Here is a 20,210-nt window from a genome sequence, read left to right as displayed (position 1 = left end):
AGATGTGGTTAATTACAATTATGCGTGTCTAAGTTAATTTTCCTCATGCATAGTGGCTTTCAAATAAAAATTGTTCAGATATCTCAAAGAGAAATTGGTGGTTTTTAATTTTTTTTCTAAAAATCTTTTAATTCAGCTATGTAAAGAGAAATGGAAAAAGTAATTATTTTTCATACTCTTCAAAGAAACATACCTAAAAATAATTTAATAAAATATGTTTTTTTTAAAAAAATTACGCAGAGGACTTGCGAAGTAAAAAGATCACCTCTATAAGCCTCATCATTGGTTTGCGCCCATCGTCTAGCGGTTAGGACGCCGCCCTTTCACGGCGGAAACAGGGGTTCGATTCCCCTTGGGCGTACCAAATCTTTGTTTTTTAGATAACGTGTTGATTTTACATTACTTTTGAAGAAATAGGATGCATAAATAAGGATGGAAGAATCATTTTTTAGTATGTTTCTGTGTACCTGCAAGAGAATCGTCAAAGTCACCCTGTGAATAGCTTATTTTCTTTTTTTGAGGAAGTTGCTTTGTTGCGTGCGCCGGTAGTTAGAGGTGAAAATTTATTGAAAGCAAAATTTTTTAGCAATTGTATTCCTTAATAAGCTAGAATCTTTGAACTATACTAGTTATATTGTAAGTTTTTTAGCAAAGATTTTCCCTGTCCTTTAGCAGAGTGTTTTATTCAAAATGACTGCAAAAGATTCTAAAATATCCTAAAAGGACAAACTACAACGTGTTTTATAAAACCAGTTTTTCATGACAGCTTTTCTTTATCGCATTAAATTTTTATCTAAAAAACGAATCATATCCTCAGAATTAAAATCTCAACACCAAAGGTCTACAATCTCATTTACTGCATACAATAACGCAAAAAACTGTACATATATTAGGTTATATCAAATAATTAAATATTTCATAAAAAATAAATAACCTCTAATACCACCAGTAAAAATTCATTCAAAATATGTCTTTCGCAGTAAAATTGTGCCCTCTATGAGGTATATCCCGTTATATCACATATGAATGCCTCTCTATCATTCTTTGTTTTTGCTTTTCATCACAAACCTGAAAGTGCTATAAAAGAATATCACTTAAACGAAAAAGGACTTCTAATGGCAAGGATCAAAGTAGAAAACCCCGTTGTTGAAATTGATGGGGATGAAATGACTCGTATCATCTGGAAATATATCAAAGATAAATTGATTCATCCCTATCTAGATATTGAGCTTAAATATTACGATCTTTCTGTCGAAAATCGGGATGCAACCAATGATCAGATAACTGTCGATTCTGCCAATGCTATCAAAAGATATGGTGTTGGCATAAAATGTGCAACCATCACGCCTGATGAAGAACGTGTTAAAGAATTTAACCTAAAAAAAATGTGGAAATCACCCAATGGTACAATCCGCAATATTTTAGGAGGAGTGATTTTTCGTGAACCCATTATCTGTAAAAATGTACCACGTCTTGTATCTAATTGGACGAAGCCAATTATTATCGGGCGTCATGCTTTCGGCGACCAATATAAAGCAGCTGATTTCAAATTTCCTGGAAAAGGAAAACTAAGCATTAAATTTGTTAGCGATGACAATCAAGTTATCGAACATGATGTTTTTGATGCTCCCAGTGCAGGAGTCGCCATGGCTATGTACAACCTTGATGAATCAATTCGTGACTTTGCCCGCGCATCTTTTAACTATGGGATACAACGAAATGTTCCAGTCTATCTTTCAACAAAAAATACCATTCTGAAAGTTTACGATGGTCGTTTTAGAGACATCTTTCAAGAAGTATTTGATACAGAATTTAGAGCTGAATTTGAAAATCGTAAATTATACTACGAACATCGTCTAATCGATGATATGGTTGCTTCTGCACTTAAATGGTCAGGTGGCTACGTGTGGGCGTGTAAAAACTATGATGGTGATGTTCAGTCTGACACCGTTGCTCAAGGCTTTGGTTCCCTCGGTCTCATGACTTCTGTTCTCATGACACCAGACGGTAAAATTATTGAAGCAGAAGCTGCACATGGTACAGTGACACGTCATTATCGTCAGCATCAAAGAGGAGAAGAAACATCAACAAATTCTATTGCATCCATTTTTGCGTGGACTCGTGGACTTGCGCACCGTGCTAAATTAGACAACAATGAAAAATTAAAAAATTTTACTACAACATTAGAAAAAGTTTGTATTAAAACCGTTGAAGATGGTTTTATGACCAAAGATCTCGCACTTTTGATTGGGCCTAAGCAAAAGTGGCTCTCTACAATAGGTTTCCTCGATAAAATTGACGAAAATCTCAAAAAGCAATGGGTAATTAAATGACAGCTTAATTTAAATTCCAAAGCTCTGCGAAAGGAGAGCTTTGAATCTTCTCTTGGAAAATTTAAACAATTGCCTTATAAATAAAAGGAGTGAACTCGTTACTGAATAGCAAGAACAGTGGAAAAAGAAAATTGGTCCGCACTTTTATTGGGTGAAAGTGGTGTTCGTTTTTTAACGTTTACGGGTGGTGTTATGTTACACGCCACAAACGTTTACATTGTTGTTACTATTTTACCCTCTCTTATGAATGATATTGGCAGTAAACTATATTATTCTTGGGTAGCTACTATTTTTATTACAGCATCTCTCCTTGGTACTTCGCTTGCAACGAAAATATTAGGAAAAGTAGGTCCTCGCAAAGCCTATTTTATCTCTGGACTCATCTTTGCCGTTGGAACTTTTGTGTGCAGCACTGCATCAACTATGCCATTATTTTTAATAGGGCGATTTGTTCAAGGATTTGGAAGCGGCTCTTTGCTATCCTTATCCTATTCTATGATACGTATTGTTTTCAGTCCACCTTTGTGGTCACACGCATTGAGTATTATCTCTGGAATGTGGGGAATATCAACCCTGTTAGGACCGGCTATCGGCGGTATCTCTGTACAATATGGCTTATGGAGAGCGTCCTTTTGGCTAATTGGAGCGTTAGCAATAATCTTCTCACTCATGGCCCTTAAAGTTTTACCAAAAGATAATGAAAATTATGTTCCAACATCCCCACTCCCTCTCGCACAACTCTGCATACTCAGCTCATTGATTTTCATCATTTCTGCTGGAGAAGCTACGGATACTGTAGTTGCAAAAATATGCGGGCTAGTTATTGGATTGTGTCTTCTCTTTATTCTAGCAAAGATCGAATCATCTACGCTTCATCCTATGTTACCACGTAACTCTTTTTCCTTCTCTTCCGAGTTTTTTCCTGTTTACGTATTAATACTCACTATGACTACAATAGTGTACAGTATAGAGCTTTATTTTCCACTTTTTCTTCAAGAACTTCATGGGCAGGCTCCGCTTATTGCTGGTTATATGGCGGCACTCATGAGCCTCGGTTGGACATGTGGCGCCCTATCAAGTGCTGGTATATCCGCAAAAAAAATTTGCAGTATAATTGTATATTCTCCTATATTAAAACTGTTAGGGGTAAGCGTTCTACTATGGTTTATTCCAACAGAATTTTCCACATCTAAACATATTTTTATCATTTGCTTTGCATTATTTGCTATCGGAGTCAGTGCTGGCATAGCATGGCCACATTTATTAACACGAATCCTGCAATGTGCAAACGATGAAGATGCTCTACGTGCTAGTGAATCTCTTACTTCCGTACAGCTATTCTCAATGGCTTTTAGCGCAACATTAGCAGGAACAATTACTAATCTTGCGGGGCTATTTAATCCTGGAGGAACAACAGGGATGATTTCTGCAGCAAAAACTCTTCTTGTAGCACTTATCAGTCTTTTATTCTTTCTTGGTATTCCATTTGCCTTACGCGTTTCCTACAGCATATTTAAAAACCCAACCGGTCAATCTAAAGATTAAGCAAATAAAAAATCTCCTTTCCTTTTAAGAATCACTCATAACTGAGAAAAATGTTGATCACATTTTTCCATGTACCACGAAAAGCAAAAAATCAATAATCCACATAAGGTTAAAACCCCCCCTAAAATGGCAGTATATTCATAGCTATAGCCAAATTTCAAAACCCATGCTCCAGATTCTGCTCCAAGGGCATTAGCAATATTAAAAGCAGATTGCATTAAAGCTCCCGCAAAAATCTGTCCATGTAGAGCAACATCCATGATTTTTGTTTGTATGGATGGCATAGCTGCGAAAGAAGTACCAACAAAAAAGCATCCTAATGCTGCCGTCAACGGAGTATGAGATAAAAAGAAAAAAAGAAAAAAAACAAATGTACTCCAAAGCATAGAAAAAAATATCATTGGTGAAGTACCAGTTTTAACTGCAAATTTAGGCCCCAAAAGATTACCTACCACCATCCCTAATCCAATTAACGGCATAGTAAATGGCACCCAATCAAGTGGAACACCAGCGGTATGCATTAATGTTGATTTAACATAAGTAAAAACAGAGAATAATCCTGATGCTCCAACCGAAACCATCGCTAAGAGAAACCACACTTGCTTTTGCTTTAATGCATCCAGCTCGCATAGAAAACTTTTTTTTGGAACATTCGAATCAGAAGGTAAAAACTTCCAAATAAGCAAACAACACGATAAAGCAATAGCACCTACAAAGATAAAAGCAATCTGCCAACCAACAAACTGACCAATCCAAGTTGCACCTGGTGCTCCAAAAACGGTTGCAGTTGTTAAACCAAGCATAACATATCCAACAGCTTTAGAACGTTCATTCATTTTCACCATTGAAGCTGCAACCGTAGTAGAAAGCCCGAAATAGATGCCATGTGGAAGGCCACTGATAAACCGCAGTGCCACTAGTATGCTAAAATCAGAAAAAAAAGCACTAGCAATATTTGCCATTGCATAAAAAAACATCAATCCTGTTAAAATAGCTTTACGTGATAACCTAGCTGTTGCTACAGCCAAAAGAGGTGCTCCAATCACGACACCCAATGCATAAGCAGAAATATATTGACCAGCCGTAGGAATATCAACACATGAGCTTCGTGCCATCTCTGGCTGTAAACCCATTGCAACAAACTCCGCGGTACCAATAGAAAAACTTCCCACAGCAAGAGCTAAAATTGCCAAACGCCGTGTTCTAAAATCAATTCCCGATGCAAAACTTTTTTTTATGAGAACTCCTCATTGTCATCATTTCTACGTAATGATATCCTAGCCTTAGACATTCATGATACGGTATAAATAGACTCAAAGTTTTCTTATATCTATGCCTAACACTTTCCAACAAAGAATTTAAAACATTCTCCACAACAAAAAACGACACCTTTTGTTTTTTTTTCGCAGTGGCATAACAAAAGCATATATGAATAGAATCTGTGTTGTTAAACTGTATCTCAGCTGCAACATTCTGTAACTTAAATGAAACTTTATTCATTAATGATACCGTTATCAGAGAAAATAAACTCAGGCACTTTGAAGTTTTAACCGTTTGCATTTTCTAAGCCTTAAATTCAAAATAAATTACCTTCACATCCATTCCTAAATGAGACAGCTTTTGTTAAAACTTCATTATTTAACGATAAAAAAACATAAAGCACCCTATAAAAATGCAATCTTCATATTTCTTTAAGGATTCGCTAACTCCTCATTAATATTGTTGATTTAAACAGTCATCAGAAACAGAAAGAACTGTTTTTCTCCGGGTCAGGTAGTGCGTACCGGAGTAATGGTTTTTGTTTATTATGAAAGTCGTAGAGGGATCGTATACCGATGGGATTGTGTATTTATTTTTTAGATTAGCGCAGTTTTATGCTTTTGAAAAATATTTCTGATTTCATTTTCATTTAGCAAAAATTTTGATGCAAAATAAATCGAGCAACATGAAAAAGATAAGCGTCATGAATCGTGATCAGTACTTTAGCGCCCTTTCATCCATAAAGCTCGCGTTTCGGCACAAAAATCAGCATAACGTCCTTCTTCAATCGCATCACGAATTCCTTGCATAAGATGCTGATAATAAAAGAGATTATTCCAAGTCAATAACATACCACCAAGAAATTCACCAGATTTTATTAAATGGTGCAAATAAGCACAGCTATAATCACAAGCAGCAGAACAAAGTGACTGTGGATCAAGAGGATGTGGATCCTCTGCATAACGCGCATTGCGCAAATTAATTTTACCAAAGCGCGTAAAAGCTAAGCCGTGACGTCCAGCACGTGTTGGCATAACACAGTCAAACATATCAACACCGCGAGCAACACTTTTTAAAATATCATCAGGCGTTCCAACCCCCATGAGATAGCGTGGCTTATCCTCTGGAAAAATTGGACAAGTAGCATCCAATACGTCCGTCATAACACTCTGTTGTTCGCCAACGGAAAGCCCTCCAATGGCATAGCCTTTCAAATCCATCTCTTTTAATGCTTGGGCAGAACGTTCACGCAATTTCAAATTATCACCGCCTTGAACAATACCAAACAATGCTTTATCTGGATGATCACCAAAAGCTGTTTTACAACGCAGCGCCCAACGCAATGAAAGTTCCATAGCAGATTCTATTTCTTTTGCACTTGCAGGCAATGCAATACATTGATCCAATTGCATCTGGATATCTGCATTAAGAAGCTCTTGAATTTCGACAGAGCGTTCTGGACTCATTTCATAATATGCTCCATTAATGTAAGAGCGGAAAATCACACCTTGTTCTGTAATTTTGCACATTCCCGCAAGTGACATGACCTGAAATCCACCAGAATCGGTTAAAATAGGCCCAAACCAGCGTGAGAATTCATGTAATCCCCCCAAACGCGCAATACGCTCAGCTCCTGGACGCAACATTAAATGATACGTATTGCCCAAAATAATGTCTGCCCCAAGAGCACGCAGCTGATCCATATACATAGCCTTAACGGTTCCTGCCGTTCCAACAGGCATAAATGCGGGCGTGCGAACGCACCCACGTCTCGTTATAATTTCACCTCTCCGTGCGCATCCATCTTGAGCAATTTTTCTATAATGAAATGTTTTTATCATAACTATTGTCTTTTTAAGACCATAAACTTATATTTCTACAAAAGAAAAGTTATACCTTTTTTATGACACCATCATGAGCTTTATGGATTGACTTTTGATTCGCTAAATATTGTAATCAGCATAAAAAATTTGGCAGGTTACGTGAAATTTTATTATCAAACAATCATCACATTAAAAGCAATAATTTAGTTTTACAAAATATCAGCTCTAGCTAACAATATACTCATCATATATTCCAATCAAAATCCAAAAGCTGTCATTTCAAAAAACAACGTCCTTATTTATACGCCTTTATTAGCAATAATTCTTAAAAAATCTGACTTCGACAAAAAAGTTTTTCGAATATTTTAAATACAAAGTAGAGCTAGATATATCTCTTACTTTTATAAAAAAGATTTCCATAACTTTTTTATCTAAAACATCTCATGCACATTTTGGTATAAATATAACTAAGTAAAAAACTGAGAGTAACACATAACAGCAAATACCAACAAAATACCTTATTGCTGTTCACAACTAACCATCATAACACTCAAACCTACATCTTCCCTTCGTTGAAGAGATTCAGAAAAGATAAACACGGAAATCTTTTCTCTTCTTTCAAGGAAGACTCCCTTTATTCAAATAAATAATCCTCAGTATAAAATGCTACATTAGGTATTTTTCCTAAAAAATCCACTTACATAAAAATATAAAATTTAGGACAACTGTAAGAAGCTCTGAATTTTGTATACCTAATGCGGTTAATTAACTATCCATGCCTTAGGTATAGGTTAGCAGCAGTACTATTAAACATCCAAAATTTTGAATATAAGATTCTATAGATAACAACAGAAAACAGTCCCCTCTACCACAAATCAATAGCACATATAGCTAACAAAATTTAATGCAAAAAGAACGCATACCAGCAGATATCATCTTATCCGATTTAAGCTGCAACAACTGATCTTTGCCATGCTCAAAACAGTCATCAGATGGGAATATCTTCGCTTAATTATTACTGTTGAAACCGATATAATTTATACTATTTCGTATCAGCAGCAATTGTAGCTTTAGTGATTACATCAGGTTCCATAACAGGCTCACCACGCTTAATTTTATCGACATTTTCCATACCTTCAACAACTTGTCCCCATATGGAATATTGGCGATCAAGCCAAGAAGCATCCGCAAAGCAAATAAAAAATTGTGAATTAGCAGAATTTGGATTCTGGCTACGCGCCATAGAAACTGTACCACGCTTATGAGAAAGATTCGAAAACTCCGCTGTCAAATTAGGCTTCTTTGCCCCTCCCATACCAGCACGTGATAAATTAAATTCTGCACCATCCTTTTTTCCAAATTGCACATCCCCCGTTTGAGCCATAAAACCATCAATAACGCGATGAAAAATAACATTATCATAGGCACCTTCACGCACAAGCTCTTTAATACGTGCAACGTGAAAAGGCGCCAAATCAGCAAAAAGCCTAATGACAACTCTACCCTTTGTTGTTTCAAGAATTAAAATATTTTCTAAATCTTTAATTTCGGACATACGGCTAAACTCCTTTGAATCATTTATCAGCTAGTAAAGTAGCAGCATTAATAACATCAGGATTTTTCACAGATCCATTATTGCCTGTGGTACCTTTTTTAATTTTATCAACAACATCCATTCCCTTTATGACCTCTCCAACAACAGTATACTGACCGTTCAAAAAAGAAGCATCGTCAAAACAAATAAAGAATTGAGAATTCGCAGAATTTGGATCTTGTGCACGTGCCATTCCAACAGTTCCACGCTTAAACGGCTGCTTTGAAAACTCCGCCGGTATATTAGGATAATTTGAAGCACCACTGCCAACACGCTTAGCGTCAAAACCCGCGCTACCATTTTTTCCAAATTGTACATCACCAGTCTGTGCCATAAAACCTGGAATAACGCGATGAAATACAACGTTATTGTAAGAACCTTCCTTTGTTAATCTCTTGATTCGTGCAACATGTTTTGGTGCCAAATCAGGACGAAGACGAATAACCACATCACCCTTTTCAAGAGATAAAATAAGAACATTCGAATCATCTGCCGTAGCACTTAATGAAAAAAAACAAAAAATACATATAAAAATAGCAAAAAATCTAAAATACATAATCATTTTCTCATGAATACTGAAATTTTAAGCGCAAAGCTCGGGCAACATTTTTGGGTACAAAGGGCGCAACATCACCTCCCATAGAGGCAATTTGGCGCACCAATGTGGAGGTTATCGCACGCCCAGAAACGCTCGCTGGTAAAAAAACAGTTTGCAATTCAGGGGCCATGATTCCATTCATCCCCGCCATTTGCATCTCGTAATCAAGATCAGTGCCATCACGCAACCCGCGAATAAGAAATGAAGCACCAATTTCATGAGCCTTATCAACCAAAAGAGTATTAAATGGAAGAACCTGCAACCGATCAGAACCTATATTTAACAAGTCTTTTCCTGCCTCAGCAATTAAATCGGCACGCTCTTCAAAACTAAAAAGTGTTTTTTTTTTAGCCTGTACACCTATAGCCACAATCACCCTATCGGCCAAAGCGAGACTGCCCCGCAAAACATCAAGATGACCATTTGTAAGGGGATCAAAAGAACCTGCATAAAGAGCAATTTTCATCGTTTTACTCCACCCCTCCTTCAAAATTATTTCTCTGTGTTCACACCAACCACATCAGAATATCCTTCAGCTTCATCATCTAATTGGTTATCACCATCTTCAGATTCAGAAATGCGTTCAACTGATACAACTTTTTCACCCTCAGCTGTATTAAAAATTGTCACCCCCTTAGTCGAGCGACCAGCTATACGAATATCATCAACAGGAACGCGAATAAGCTGCCCACCATCTGAAACCAACATAATCTGATCCTGTGCTTTCACCGGGAAAGCTGCTACCAATTTACCAATTTCAGACGTCTTAGACGGATCTGTTGCACGTATTCCTTTTCCACCACGTCCTGAAATCCGGAATTCATATGAAGAAGATCGTTTTCCATAACCAAATTCACTAACGGTCAAAAGCATTTGCTCACGAGCATGAAGTTCCGCATAGCGTTCATCTGTTAACTCTGTTTCTGTTTCCTCGTCATCTCCATCAAGAGTTACAATATCTTCAGAATCTGCACAAGCAGAACGCCGTTCATTCATCATACGTTTGATATAAGCAGAACGCTCAATCGACATTGCCTCAACATGCTCTAAAATAGTCATTGAAATAACTTTATCACCATTAGCCAAATTAATACCACGCACTCCCACTGAATTACGCCCTGCAAAAACACGAACATCAACAACTGGAAAACGAATACACTGTCCATTAGCCGTTGTTAAAACAACATCATCATGTTCTGTACAAGTTTCTACAGAAAGAATTTCATCTCCTTCTTCATCAAGTTTCATTGCAATTTTGCCATTACGATTAACCTGGACAAAATCTGATAATTTATTACGACGCACAGTTCCACGCGTCGTTGCGAACATAACATCCAACGCACTCCAACTCTCTTCACCTTCTGGTAAGGGCATAACAGTCGTTATCCGCTCACCTTGCCGTAAGGGAAGCATATTGATCAGAGCTCGCCCACGTGACTGCGGCGTACCGAGTGGCAAACGCCAAACTTTTTCCTTGTAAACAATTCCACGCGACGAAAAGAAAAGAACCGGTGTATGCGTATTAACTACAAACAAACGAGCTACAAAATCCTCATCCTTCGTGGACATACCAGAGCGTCCTTTACCACCACGTCTCTGTGCACGATATGTATTGAGAGGTACACGCTTAATATAGCCACCATGACTAACTGTTACCACCATATCTTCCGATGCGATCAGATCTTCACACTCCATTTCAGCACTACCAAAACCAAATATGGTACGTCTGGGCGTTGCAAATTCTTCACGTAGAGCATTTAGCTCATCTTTAACAATATCCATGATACGCAAATGCGATGATAAAATATGAAGATAATCAGTAATATCCACTCCAATTTTATTCAATTCATCAGCAATTTCATCACGCCCAAGCGCCGTCAACCTTTGTAAGCGCAATTCCAAAATAGCACGCGCCTGTTCTTCAGATAAACTATAGGTATTATCTCCATGAATAACGTGACGAGGATCATCAATAAGCTTAATTAAAGATGCCACATCAGCAGCCGGCCAACGTTGTTCCATTAATTGTGAACGCGCTGTGTGTGGATCAAGAGCCTTGCGAATAAGTGCTATAATTTCATCAATATTGGCAACAGCAAGTGCAAGACCAACCAAAACATGTGCACGTTCACGCGCTTTACGCAAAAGATATTTTGTTCGCCGTCTTACAACCTCTTCTCGAAAAGAAACAAATGCACGAAGCATATCAAGCAACGTCATCTGTTCGGGTTTTCCCCCGTTCAACGCAACCATATTACAACCAAAAGAAGTTTGCAGCGGCGTATAACGATATAATTGATTCAAAACAATTTCCGCAACAACATCTTTCTTAAGCTCAATAACGACGCGGTATCCATCACGATCAGATTCGTCACGCAAATCAGAGATCCCTTCAATGCGTTTATCGCGCACCAACTCGGCTATTTTCTCAATCATTGTTGCTTTATTAACCTGATAAGGTATTTCACTTACAATAATTGCCTGTCGACCACTGCGAATTTCTTCAATCTCAACCTTAGCACGCATAATGATTGAACCACGTCCTGTTTCATAGGCAGAACGGACACCAGAATGGCCAAGGATAATACCACCAGTGGGAAAATCAGGACCAGGAATAATTTCAATTATTTTATCAAGAGTTATATTGGGATTGTCAATCAAGGCAACACAAGCATCGATGACTTCGGCAAGATTATGGGGAGGAATATTTGTTGCCATCCCTACAGCAATACCACCTGACCCGTTAACTAAAAGATTAGGAAAACGTGCTGGCAAGACTACTGGTTCACGCTCACGCCCGTCATAATTATCCTGAAAATCAACAGTATCTTTATCAATATCAGCTAAAATCTCTTGCGAAACTTTTTCCAAACGACATTCTGTATAGCGCATTGCCGCAGGCGGATCACCATCAACGGAACCAAAATTTCCTTGACCATCAATCAACGGATTTCTCAAAGAGAAGTCCTGCGCCATACGCACCAATGCATCATAAATTGAAGCATCACCATGAGGATGAAATTTTCCCATAACTTCACCAACAACACCCGCAGACTTACGATAAGGTTTATTGAAAGAAAGCCCCATCTCATTCATGGCATGAAGAATACGACGATGAACAGGTTTAAGACCATCACGTACATCTGGAAGCGCACGCGAAACAATCACGCTCATAGCATAATCGAGATAGGAGCGTTGCATTTCATCAATAATGCTGATCGGTTCAATACCGGTCAGCACATCACGTTCTGGTGGTGGAGTAAGATCGATCACAGCTTAAAGACTTTCAAAAAAGAATCACTTCACTTTGTTTATATCGAAAAATACACTAAAACGCCAATTTCTCTCCCACGGCAGAAGAGAAATTTAACAATAATTTTCAACATGTTATTTATTTATCTTTAAAAATCATAGATAAAATGAATAAAATCCACCTTGTTAAACTTAAAAAAACGAAAACAAAAAACCGAAAAGGCGATGATAATAACACATCTTAAAGATTATCAAAAAGGAATTTCATCGTCTAATTTGTGTGAAAAACTCTCTTCTGATTTGCTATTATTTTGACCAAAACCATCCCTCTGATCTGAATTACTGTCACAAAAACTACCACTGCCATAATTTCCACCTGGATGACTTATTCCTTGCATTTGCTCTGTACCGGCAGCTCCACGTCCATCAAGCATTTGCAATTCACCACGATATTTTTGCAAAACAATTTCTGTTGCATAACGATCATTTCCATTTTGGTCTTGCCATTTTCGTGTTTGCAACTGACCTTCAATGTAAATTTTGCTTCCTTTTTTTAAATACTGCTCCACAATTCTGATAAGGTTTTCGTTAAAAATAACAATACTATGCCATTCTGTTCGCTCTCTTCGCTCATTAGTATTACGATCACGCCAACTTTCTGAAGTAGCTATACGCAAATTCGCTACTTGGTCACCAGAGTTTAAACGGCGGATCTCAGGATCCGCACCAAGATTACCGATCAAAATAACTTTATTAAGGCTACCAGCCATTGCATAAACTCCAAAATTTTAATTCTCAGACAATCTTTGTTGTATAATAGTCATTGCCATCCTGACCTTTTCATTTGCATATCTGTCATTAATCATCAATGTAATTTTGCTATCTTTTCTCAAGATACTATAGGACTTAATTATAACAAAAGATGGTCATAACGCATAGTTTATTCTATCGTCAAAGAATAAAAAGCTTTTCCTTATATTTTGCTTTTCACAGAACTTGTATTTTAACTTAGAGCAATTAAAAACGATTGTAATTCTAAAAAACAGTTTTATTCTATTTTAAGTACTCAATTTTTGTATTTACCAAGGATAAAATATGTCTCACCAAAAATACATATCCGTTCGCGGCGCGCGTGAGCATAATCTTAAAAATATTGATCTAGATCTCCCTCGTGATAAACTGATCGTTATCACGGGACTTTCTGGATCAGGTAAATCATCTTTAGCCTTTGATACAATTTACGCCGAAGGTCAACGCCGCTACGTTGAAAGTCTCTCTGCCTACGCACGCCAATTTCTGGAAGTGATGCAAAAACCAGATGTTGACAGAATAGACGGTCTTTCCCCAGCCATCTCCATTGAACAAAAAACAACCAGCCGCAACCCTCGTTCAACGGTGGGAACCGTTACTGAAATTCATGACTATATGCGCCTCCTCTTTGCACGTATTGGCGTCCCTCATTCTCCTGCTACGGGACTTCCCATTGAAAGTCAAACAGTAAGCCAAATGGTTGATCAAATTATGTCCATACCAGAAGGTACGCGAATTTTTATTATGGCCCCTCTCATCCGAGGACGAAAGGGAGAATATAAAAAAGAATTGACAGAGCTTTTAAAAAAAGGATTTCAACGTGCTAAAGTTGATGGAAAATTTTATGAAATTCCTGATATTCCTCCTCTTGATAAAAAATATAAACATGACATAGATATAGTGGTAGACCGCATTGTTGTACATAATGACATTGCCCCTCGCTTAGCGGACAGTATAGAAACCTGTTTACGCCTAGCAAATGGAATCGCGGTTGCGGAAATGGCTGACCAACCTTTAGAACAAAATGAAACCACAAAGGAATCTGCTCATAAATCAAAAAATGAAACACACAAACGGCTTATTTTTTCAGAAAAATTTTCCTGTCCCATCTCTGGATTTTCTATCCCTGAAATTGAACCACGTCTGTTTTCGTTCAATAATCCTTTTGGCGCTTGTTCTCTTTGTGACGGACTTGGCATCAAAAAAGCAGTAGACCCGATAAAAATCGTACCAAATAAAAATCTTGCTTTAAAAGATGGCGCAATTGTACCTTTGTCTAAATTATCTTCACTCTGCTATAATAAAACTTTGGAAGCATTAAGCAAAGTTTATGGATTTAAACTTACGGATAAATGGTGCGTGCTCTCAAATGAAGCGCAACACGCCATTCTTTATGGTACAAAAAGCAGAAAAATCTTCTTTATTCATAAAAATGATTCAGGTTCGCATAAAAAAACTCAACACTTTGAAGGAATTATCCCCCACATGGAACGACGATGGAAAGAAACCGATTCTACGTGGTTACGTGAAGAAATCGAACATTATATGTCTTCTTCATCCTGTCCGGCTTGTCATGGTTACCGTCTAAAACCAGAAGCGCTGGCTGTAAAAATTTATGGGATGCATATTGGACAAATATCAGAACTTTCCATCTCAAAAGCAGATCATTGGTTTGCCAATATTCACAAATATCTAACCGAAAAACAACGTAACATTGCAGTGCGTATTTTAAAAGAAATTCGTGAACGATTAACTTTTTTAAATCATGTAGGACTCGAATATCTTACCTTGTCTCGAAGTTCAGGCACACTTTCAGGTGGAGAAAGCCAACGTATTCGGTTAGCGTCTCAAATTAGCTCTGGTCTTACAGGTGTCCTTTATATTTTAGATGAACCATCCATCGGTTTACACCAACGCGATAATGAGCGCCTCTTGGAGATATTGCGTCATCTGCGCGATCTTGGCAACACGGTTATTGTTGTTGAACATGATGAAGATGCCATTCTTACCGCAGACCATGTTGTTGATATGGGTCCTGCCGCAGGTGTTCATGGTGGAGAAATTATAGCACAAGGTACACCACAAGAAATTACAGACAATCCATCCTCTCTCACGGGGCAATATCTTTCAGGAAAAATGACTGTTCCAATACCTGCTAAACGACGCAAAATATCAAAATCGAAAAAACTTAAAATCATCGGAGCCCGAGGAAATAATCTCAAAAATATCAGTGCTGAAATTCCTCTTGGAACCTTCACATGTATAACTGGCGTTTCAGGTGGAGGAAAATCAACATTCCTCATTGAAACTCTTTTCAAAGCGGCATCACATCATATCATGGGAAGTTATCATAGCCCCGCAAGCTATGACAAAATTGAAGGATTAGAGTTTCTCGATAAGGTCATTGATATCAACCAAGCACCTATTGGACGTACCCCACGTTCTAATCCAGCAACCTATACGGGCGCATTTACCCCGATTCGCGAATGGTTTGCCGAACTCCCAGAATCAAAAGCCCGTGGTTATAAACCAGGGCGTTTTTCATTTAATGTTAAAGGAGGCCGCTGTGAAGCATGTCAAGGTGATGGAGTCATCAAAATTGAAATGCACTTTTTACCTGATGTGTACGTTACTTGCGATATCTGTAAAGGAAAACGCTATAATAGAGAAACACTTGAGGTAAAATTCAAAGAACAGTCCATCGCCGATATTTTGGATATGACAATCGAAAAAATCGAAGAATTTTTCCAAGCTGTTCCCACCATTCACAATAAAATGAAGACTCTCAGTAAAGTTGGCCTTGGCTATATCAAGGTAGGACAACAAGCTACAACACTTTCTGGTGGTGAGGCTCAACGTATAAAACTTGCTAAAGAACTTTCACGTAAAACAACGGGGCGTACACTCTATATTTTGGATGAACCAACAACAGGTTTGCATTTTCATGATATTTCTAAACTCCTCGAAGTGCTGCATGAACTCGTCGATCAAGGCAACACAGTTGTAGTCATTGAACATAATCTTGAAGTCATAAAGACAGCTGACTGGATTATTGATTTAGGACCAGAAGGTGGAGACCGCGGCGGTGAAATCATTGCAGTTGGGCGTCCTGAAGATATCATCAATATTCCTACATCCTATACAGGAACATTTCTGAAAAAAATTTTACTGCGCCAACCTTTATACAATTCCTTTTAAAGCAGCTCCTTTTATAAAATACACTGTGATACAATAAGAAAGAAGGAAAACCAAATATCTCTATTGTATCATTTTTATTTTTTACAAGCCTTGAGGGCTTCTTTTCGAAGAAAAAACTTCACTTTATGCTACAAGAGAAACTTTTTACAAAGAATATTTAGTAACATAATTTTTGACTTTTTGTGCACAAATTATCCGTTGGACATCTTACAGCTGTCAATATAATGTGATGCAGTTTAAAAAAACAGAATAACGTTGGAGATAATTTCAGCATGAAAAAAATTGAAGCCATTATAAAACCTTTCAAGCTTGACGAAGTGAAAGAAGCGCTTCAAAAAATTGGCTTACATGGTATTACAGTAACAGAAGCAAAAGGTTTTGGTCGTCAAAAAGAACATACAGAACTTTATCGCGGTGCTAAATATGTTGTTGATTTTCTACCTAAAGTAAAGATTGAAATTGTCGTTGCCGATGAAAAACTGAAGCAAACCGTTGATACAATACGTAAAGCAGCTCAAACAAAATATATCGGAGATGGAAAAATATTTGTTTTTTCCATTGATGATGCCATTCGTATCGACACTGACGAATCTGGGATAGACGCCCTTTAACAGATAATGGTAAAATTTTTTACCGTTTTTATCCATCTCAATCCAATTAAGGAAATTGAATATGATAACCGCATCAGATATTATCAAACAGATTGCAGATAACGAAATCCGCTTTGTCGATTTACGTTTTACCGACCCACGAGGAAAGTTGCACCACGTCACAATGGATATCGCAGAAATCAGCGAAGATACATTTAGCGATGGCGTTATGTTTGATGGTTCTTCAATTTCTGGATGGAAAACAATTAATGAATCTGACATGGTTTTAATGCCAGATCCAGAGACAGCACATATCGATCCTTTTTTTGCTCAATCTACTTTGGTCATATTTTGTGATGTGCTCGATCCTGTTTCTGGAGAGTTTTATCGTCGAGATCCTCGCTCTATTGCCAAGAGAGCTGAAGTTTATATGAAATCTCTAGGAATCGGAGATACAATTAATGTAGGGCCAGAAGCGGAATTTTTTATCTTTGATGATGTGCGCTATAAAACTGATCCTTACAATACAGGATTTAAGCTCGATTCTAGTGAACTTCCATCCAATGATGATGCGGAATATGAAACGGGCAACCTCGGTCATCGCCCACGAATGAAAGGAGGATATCTTCCCGTTCCCCCTATTGATTCCTGCCAAGATATGCGCTCAGAAATGCTCACAGCACTCAAAGATATGGGGGTTCAAGTTGAGAAACATCATCACGAAGTAGCAGCAGGCCAGCACGAATTGGGTATTCGCTTTGACACTCTCGTTCGCGAAGCTGATAAAATGCAAATTTTTAAATATGTCGTGCATCAAATAGCAAACAGCTATGGGAAGACCGCAACATTCATGCCAAAACCAGTTTTTGGTGATAACGGCTCCGGCATGCATGTTCACATATCTATCTGGAAAGATGGTAAACCAATTTTTGCGGGAAATGAATATGCTGGGCTATCAGAAATTTGCTTATTCTTTATCGGTGGTGTTATTAAGCACGCCAAAGCAATCAACGCCTTTACCAATCCATCTACAAACTCCTATAAGCGTTTAGTACCGGGTTATGAAGCACCTGTCCTTCTTGCTTATTCTGCACGCAATCGTTCTGCGTCTTGCCGTATTCCGATGAGTTCTTCGCCAAATTCAAAACGCGTAGAAGTGCGTTTTCCAGATCCAACAGCAAATCCCTATCTGGCATTTGCAGCACTCTTAATGGCTGGTCTTGATGGTATTAAAAATAAAATTCATCCTGGACAAGCTATAGATAAAGATCTTTACGATCTTCCCTTAAAAGAACGAAAAGAAATCCCAACAGTCTCAGGAAGTCTGCGCGAAGCACTTGAAGCACTTGATAAAGATCGCGGTTTTCTTAAAGCAGGCGAAGTTTTTGATGATGATCAGATTAATTCTTTCATTCAAGTAAAAATGCAAGAAGTTTTGCGCTACGAAACAACTCCCCATCCTGTTGAATTTGATATGTACTATTCTGTTTAAGGAATAATAAGTCCCTATTTTTTATTTTAAAATTGGGGTGTTAACTTCCATTTTTGTGGATATTCCTCTCATCCAAGAGCATAAGTGGCTTTTTGCTCATGTGTTTTTCCTTTATAAGTTTAGTTGAATCCATTCAAATCAATTAAAAAGGCTTGTAATGCTGCGAATTTCTTCCCTTCTTTTATGTGTTGCTTTTATTCTGTCAACAACAAAAGCTTATACAATTGCAAATCAAGAACTTATAGCCCTCGAAAAAGCAACCTTTGCTTACAGCAAAGCGATTCAAAATGCTGATGCAAATGCCATCTTAAATGCTATTCCTCCCCAAATTATTAACAGTTTAACTGCCAAAAAAAATCTCAGTAAATCACAATTCCAACAAATCATGAAAAGCCAAATAGAACAATTGGCAGAAAATTATAAAATTGAAAGTATTCACATCGACAAAAAACAAAAACGTGAAGGCAAGCTTGATAATGGTATTCCTTATTTTGTTATACCTGTAGAATTTGTAACCACAACAAATGCTGGAAAAAAATGCTCTATTCAAACTGAGGTTATTGCCCTTTTTTATAATAATAAGTGGTATTTTATCCGTGGAAACGATGAAGCAATTTTAAACATAACCAGTGAAGCATTTCCTGGACTTGAAAAAATAAAAGTTAATCCCCAAAAAATTACAAAAATACTATGATTGAAGAAAGTGTACGTAAATAAAAGAAAATTTTTCTTTAAAGACAAGTTTTAATAACTGCAGCAGCGGCATTAAATTCGATTTTTTTATGATCACGGCGCGCTATTGATTCTTCATCGATACCCCATTGTTTTATCACCCAATCTTCATCTAAATGTGCGATATCAAAAGCATGATCTGCATTAATTTTTCCAGCAGCAAAAGCGAGAGTGATAAGAGCTGATCCTGTTAAAGTTGTCATCATATGAAGCGCGGCAAGAATATAAGGAGACACAACTTTGCGTAAATAATGACTCACCGCTTGAATGGCCTCCCACGGTTGTTCAATATGCATAAGGCCTTGTGTCAAATGAAAACGTGCATCAAGTTTTTCTTCTACCCAATCAAGTAATGGATCCCACCGTTCACATTGTCGTTGCACAAGCTCTTTCGGTGTCTGTGCACGATAAAAAATCATATCACATGCAACAAAACGCAACAAATCTTCAAAAATAACCTGCATATCGTCAGCCACGCCATCAATAACAGTATTAATAAGGCGCGTAATTGGCATTTTTGCTGGATTAATAACTTGTTTTTGGCTTTCAAATTCCTTCGCTACTAATGCAGCACATGCTTCTTTTGGCACAAGAAAAGACCGTCTTGCCGGCGTTTTGACTGGACATCCATCCAATAAGAGAGAAAATCCCCCCTCCTCGCAAACGATCTTCACTTCTTTATAAAATCGTTTAGGGAGTGACTGGCATGAAAGGTTCTGAGCCTTCTGAATAGAGTTATTTTTACTCAATTGCTTATCAAAATGATGCAAAATTTCACGCATATTATTTAATGTTTACCTCTGATATTTTCAAAAATCGGCTGATTGCTCAAAGTGTTGTGCATTTTAATGAGGTTTAATTTGACCTCTTTGTCCATACTAAAGAAGGAAAAATCTTACCAGCATAAATCTGATTTAGGAGTATATTTTATGTCTGTTTTGCAGATAAGACAATGGCGAATGCCTTATTTATATTTAGCAATA

13 protein-coding genes, 1 tRNA gene and 1 pseudogene are annotated in these 20,210 nt (G+C 37.6%); 7 read left to right on the top strand and 8 right to left on the bottom strand.

From position 1 onward, the window contains the following. Nucleotides 1-289: 289 nt before the first annotated feature. The 3 genes from V4B17_RS02885 (at nt 290) to V4B17_RS02875 (ending at nt 3,878) form a co-directional block, all read left to right on the top strand. Nucleotides 290-364: transfer RNA gene (locus tag V4B17_RS02885), tRNA-Glu, on the top strand. Between the two features lie 751 nt (nt 365-1,115). After that, entirely contained in the window at nt 1,116-2,333 is a 1,218-nt protein-coding gene (locus tag V4B17_RS02880) for an NADP-dependent isocitrate dehydrogenase (RefSeq protein ID WP_455479981.1), read from the top strand. A 117-nt stretch (nt 2,334-2,450) separates the two neighbouring features. Next, entirely contained in the window at nt 2,451-3,878 is a 1,428-nt protein-coding gene (locus tag V4B17_RS02875) for an MFS transporter (protein WP_455479980.1), read from the top strand. Between the two features lie 35 nt (nt 3,879-3,913). Here the strand turns inward: V4B17_RS02875 and V4B17_RS02870 are convergent. From V4B17_RS02870 to ssb, 7 genes and pseudogenes are all read right to left on the bottom strand, one after another. Further along, nucleotides 3,914-5,138, bottom strand: a pseudogene (locus V4B17_RS02870) (MFS transporter). Nucleotides 5,139-5,860: 722 nt separating this feature from the next. Next, on the bottom strand, nt 5,861-6,979 hold the full coding sequence (gene tgt, locus V4B17_RS02865; RefSeq protein WP_455479979.1) for a tRNA guanosine(34) transglycosylase Tgt: 1,119 nt from the start codon (nt 6,977-6,979) through the stop codon (nt 5,861-5,863). A gap of 1,024 nt (nt 6,980-8,003) precedes the next feature. Further along, nucleotides 8,004-8,516, bottom strand: coding sequence for a peptidylprolyl isomerase (locus V4B17_RS02860; RefSeq protein WP_455479978.1), 513 nt, complete (start codon nt 8,514-8,516; stop codon nt 8,004-8,006). 19 nt (nt 8,517-8,535) lie between these two features. After that, complete coding sequence (locus V4B17_RS02855) at nt 8,536-9,111, bottom strand: peptidylprolyl isomerase (protein ID WP_455479977.1); 576 nt, start codon at nt 9,109-9,111, stop codon at nt 8,536-8,538. Nucleotides 9,112-9,121: 10 nt separating this feature from the next. Further along, complete coding sequence (coaD, locus tag V4B17_RS02850) at nt 9,122-9,619, bottom strand: pantetheine-phosphate adenylyltransferase (RefSeq protein WP_455479976.1); 498 nt, start codon at nt 9,617-9,619, stop codon at nt 9,122-9,124. Nucleotides 9,620-9,645: 26 nt separating this feature from the next. Continuing rightward, nucleotides 9,646-12,426, bottom strand: coding sequence for a DNA gyrase subunit A (gene gyrA / locus V4B17_RS02845; protein WP_455479975.1), 2,781 nt, complete (start codon nt 12,424-12,426; stop codon nt 9,646-9,648). A 230-nt stretch (nt 12,427-12,656) separates the two neighbouring features. Next, entirely contained in the window at nt 12,657-13,175 is a 519-nt protein-coding gene (gene ssb / locus V4B17_RS02840; protein WP_455479974.1) for a single-stranded DNA-binding protein, read from the bottom strand. A 325-nt stretch (nt 13,176-13,500) separates the two neighbouring features. Between ssb and uvrA the strand changes: the two genes are divergently transcribed. From uvrA to V4B17_RS02820, 4 genes are all read left to right on the top strand, one after another. Continuing rightward, complete coding sequence (gene uvrA / locus V4B17_RS02835) at nt 13,501-16,413, top strand: excinuclease ABC subunit UvrA (RefSeq protein ID WP_455479973.1); 2,913 nt, start codon at nt 13,501-13,503, stop codon at nt 16,411-16,413. 272 nt (nt 16,414-16,685) lie between these two features. Beyond that, entirely contained in the window at nt 16,686-17,024 is a 339-nt protein-coding gene (locus V4B17_RS02830) for a P-II family nitrogen regulator (protein ID WP_455479972.1), read from the top strand. Between the two features lie 61 nt (nt 17,025-17,085). After that, a complete protein-coding gene (gene glnA / locus V4B17_RS02825) occupies nt 17,086-18,495 on the top strand; it encodes a type I glutamate--ammonia ligase (protein WP_455479971.1) in 1,410 nt (469 codons plus the stop codon). A 157-nt stretch (nt 18,496-18,652) separates the two neighbouring features. Further along, complete coding sequence (locus tag V4B17_RS02820) at nt 18,653-19,189, top strand: hypothetical protein (protein WP_455479970.1); 537 nt, start codon at nt 18,653-18,655, stop codon at nt 19,187-19,189. A 37-nt stretch (nt 19,190-19,226) separates the two neighbouring features. Here V4B17_RS02820 and V4B17_RS02815 read toward each other — a convergent pair whose 3' ends face one another. Next, a complete protein-coding gene (locus tag V4B17_RS02815; protein ID WP_455479969.1) occupies nt 19,227-20,009 on the bottom strand; it encodes an ATP12 family chaperone protein in 783 nt (260 codons plus the stop codon). Between the last annotated feature and the right edge of the window lie 201 nt (nt 20,010-20,210).

It is taken from the genome of Bartonella sp. B23 (assembly GCF_053793815.1).
The sequence above is the reverse complement of the archived record's forward strand: the minus strand, read 5'-3'. Positions and strand labels throughout refer to the sequence as shown.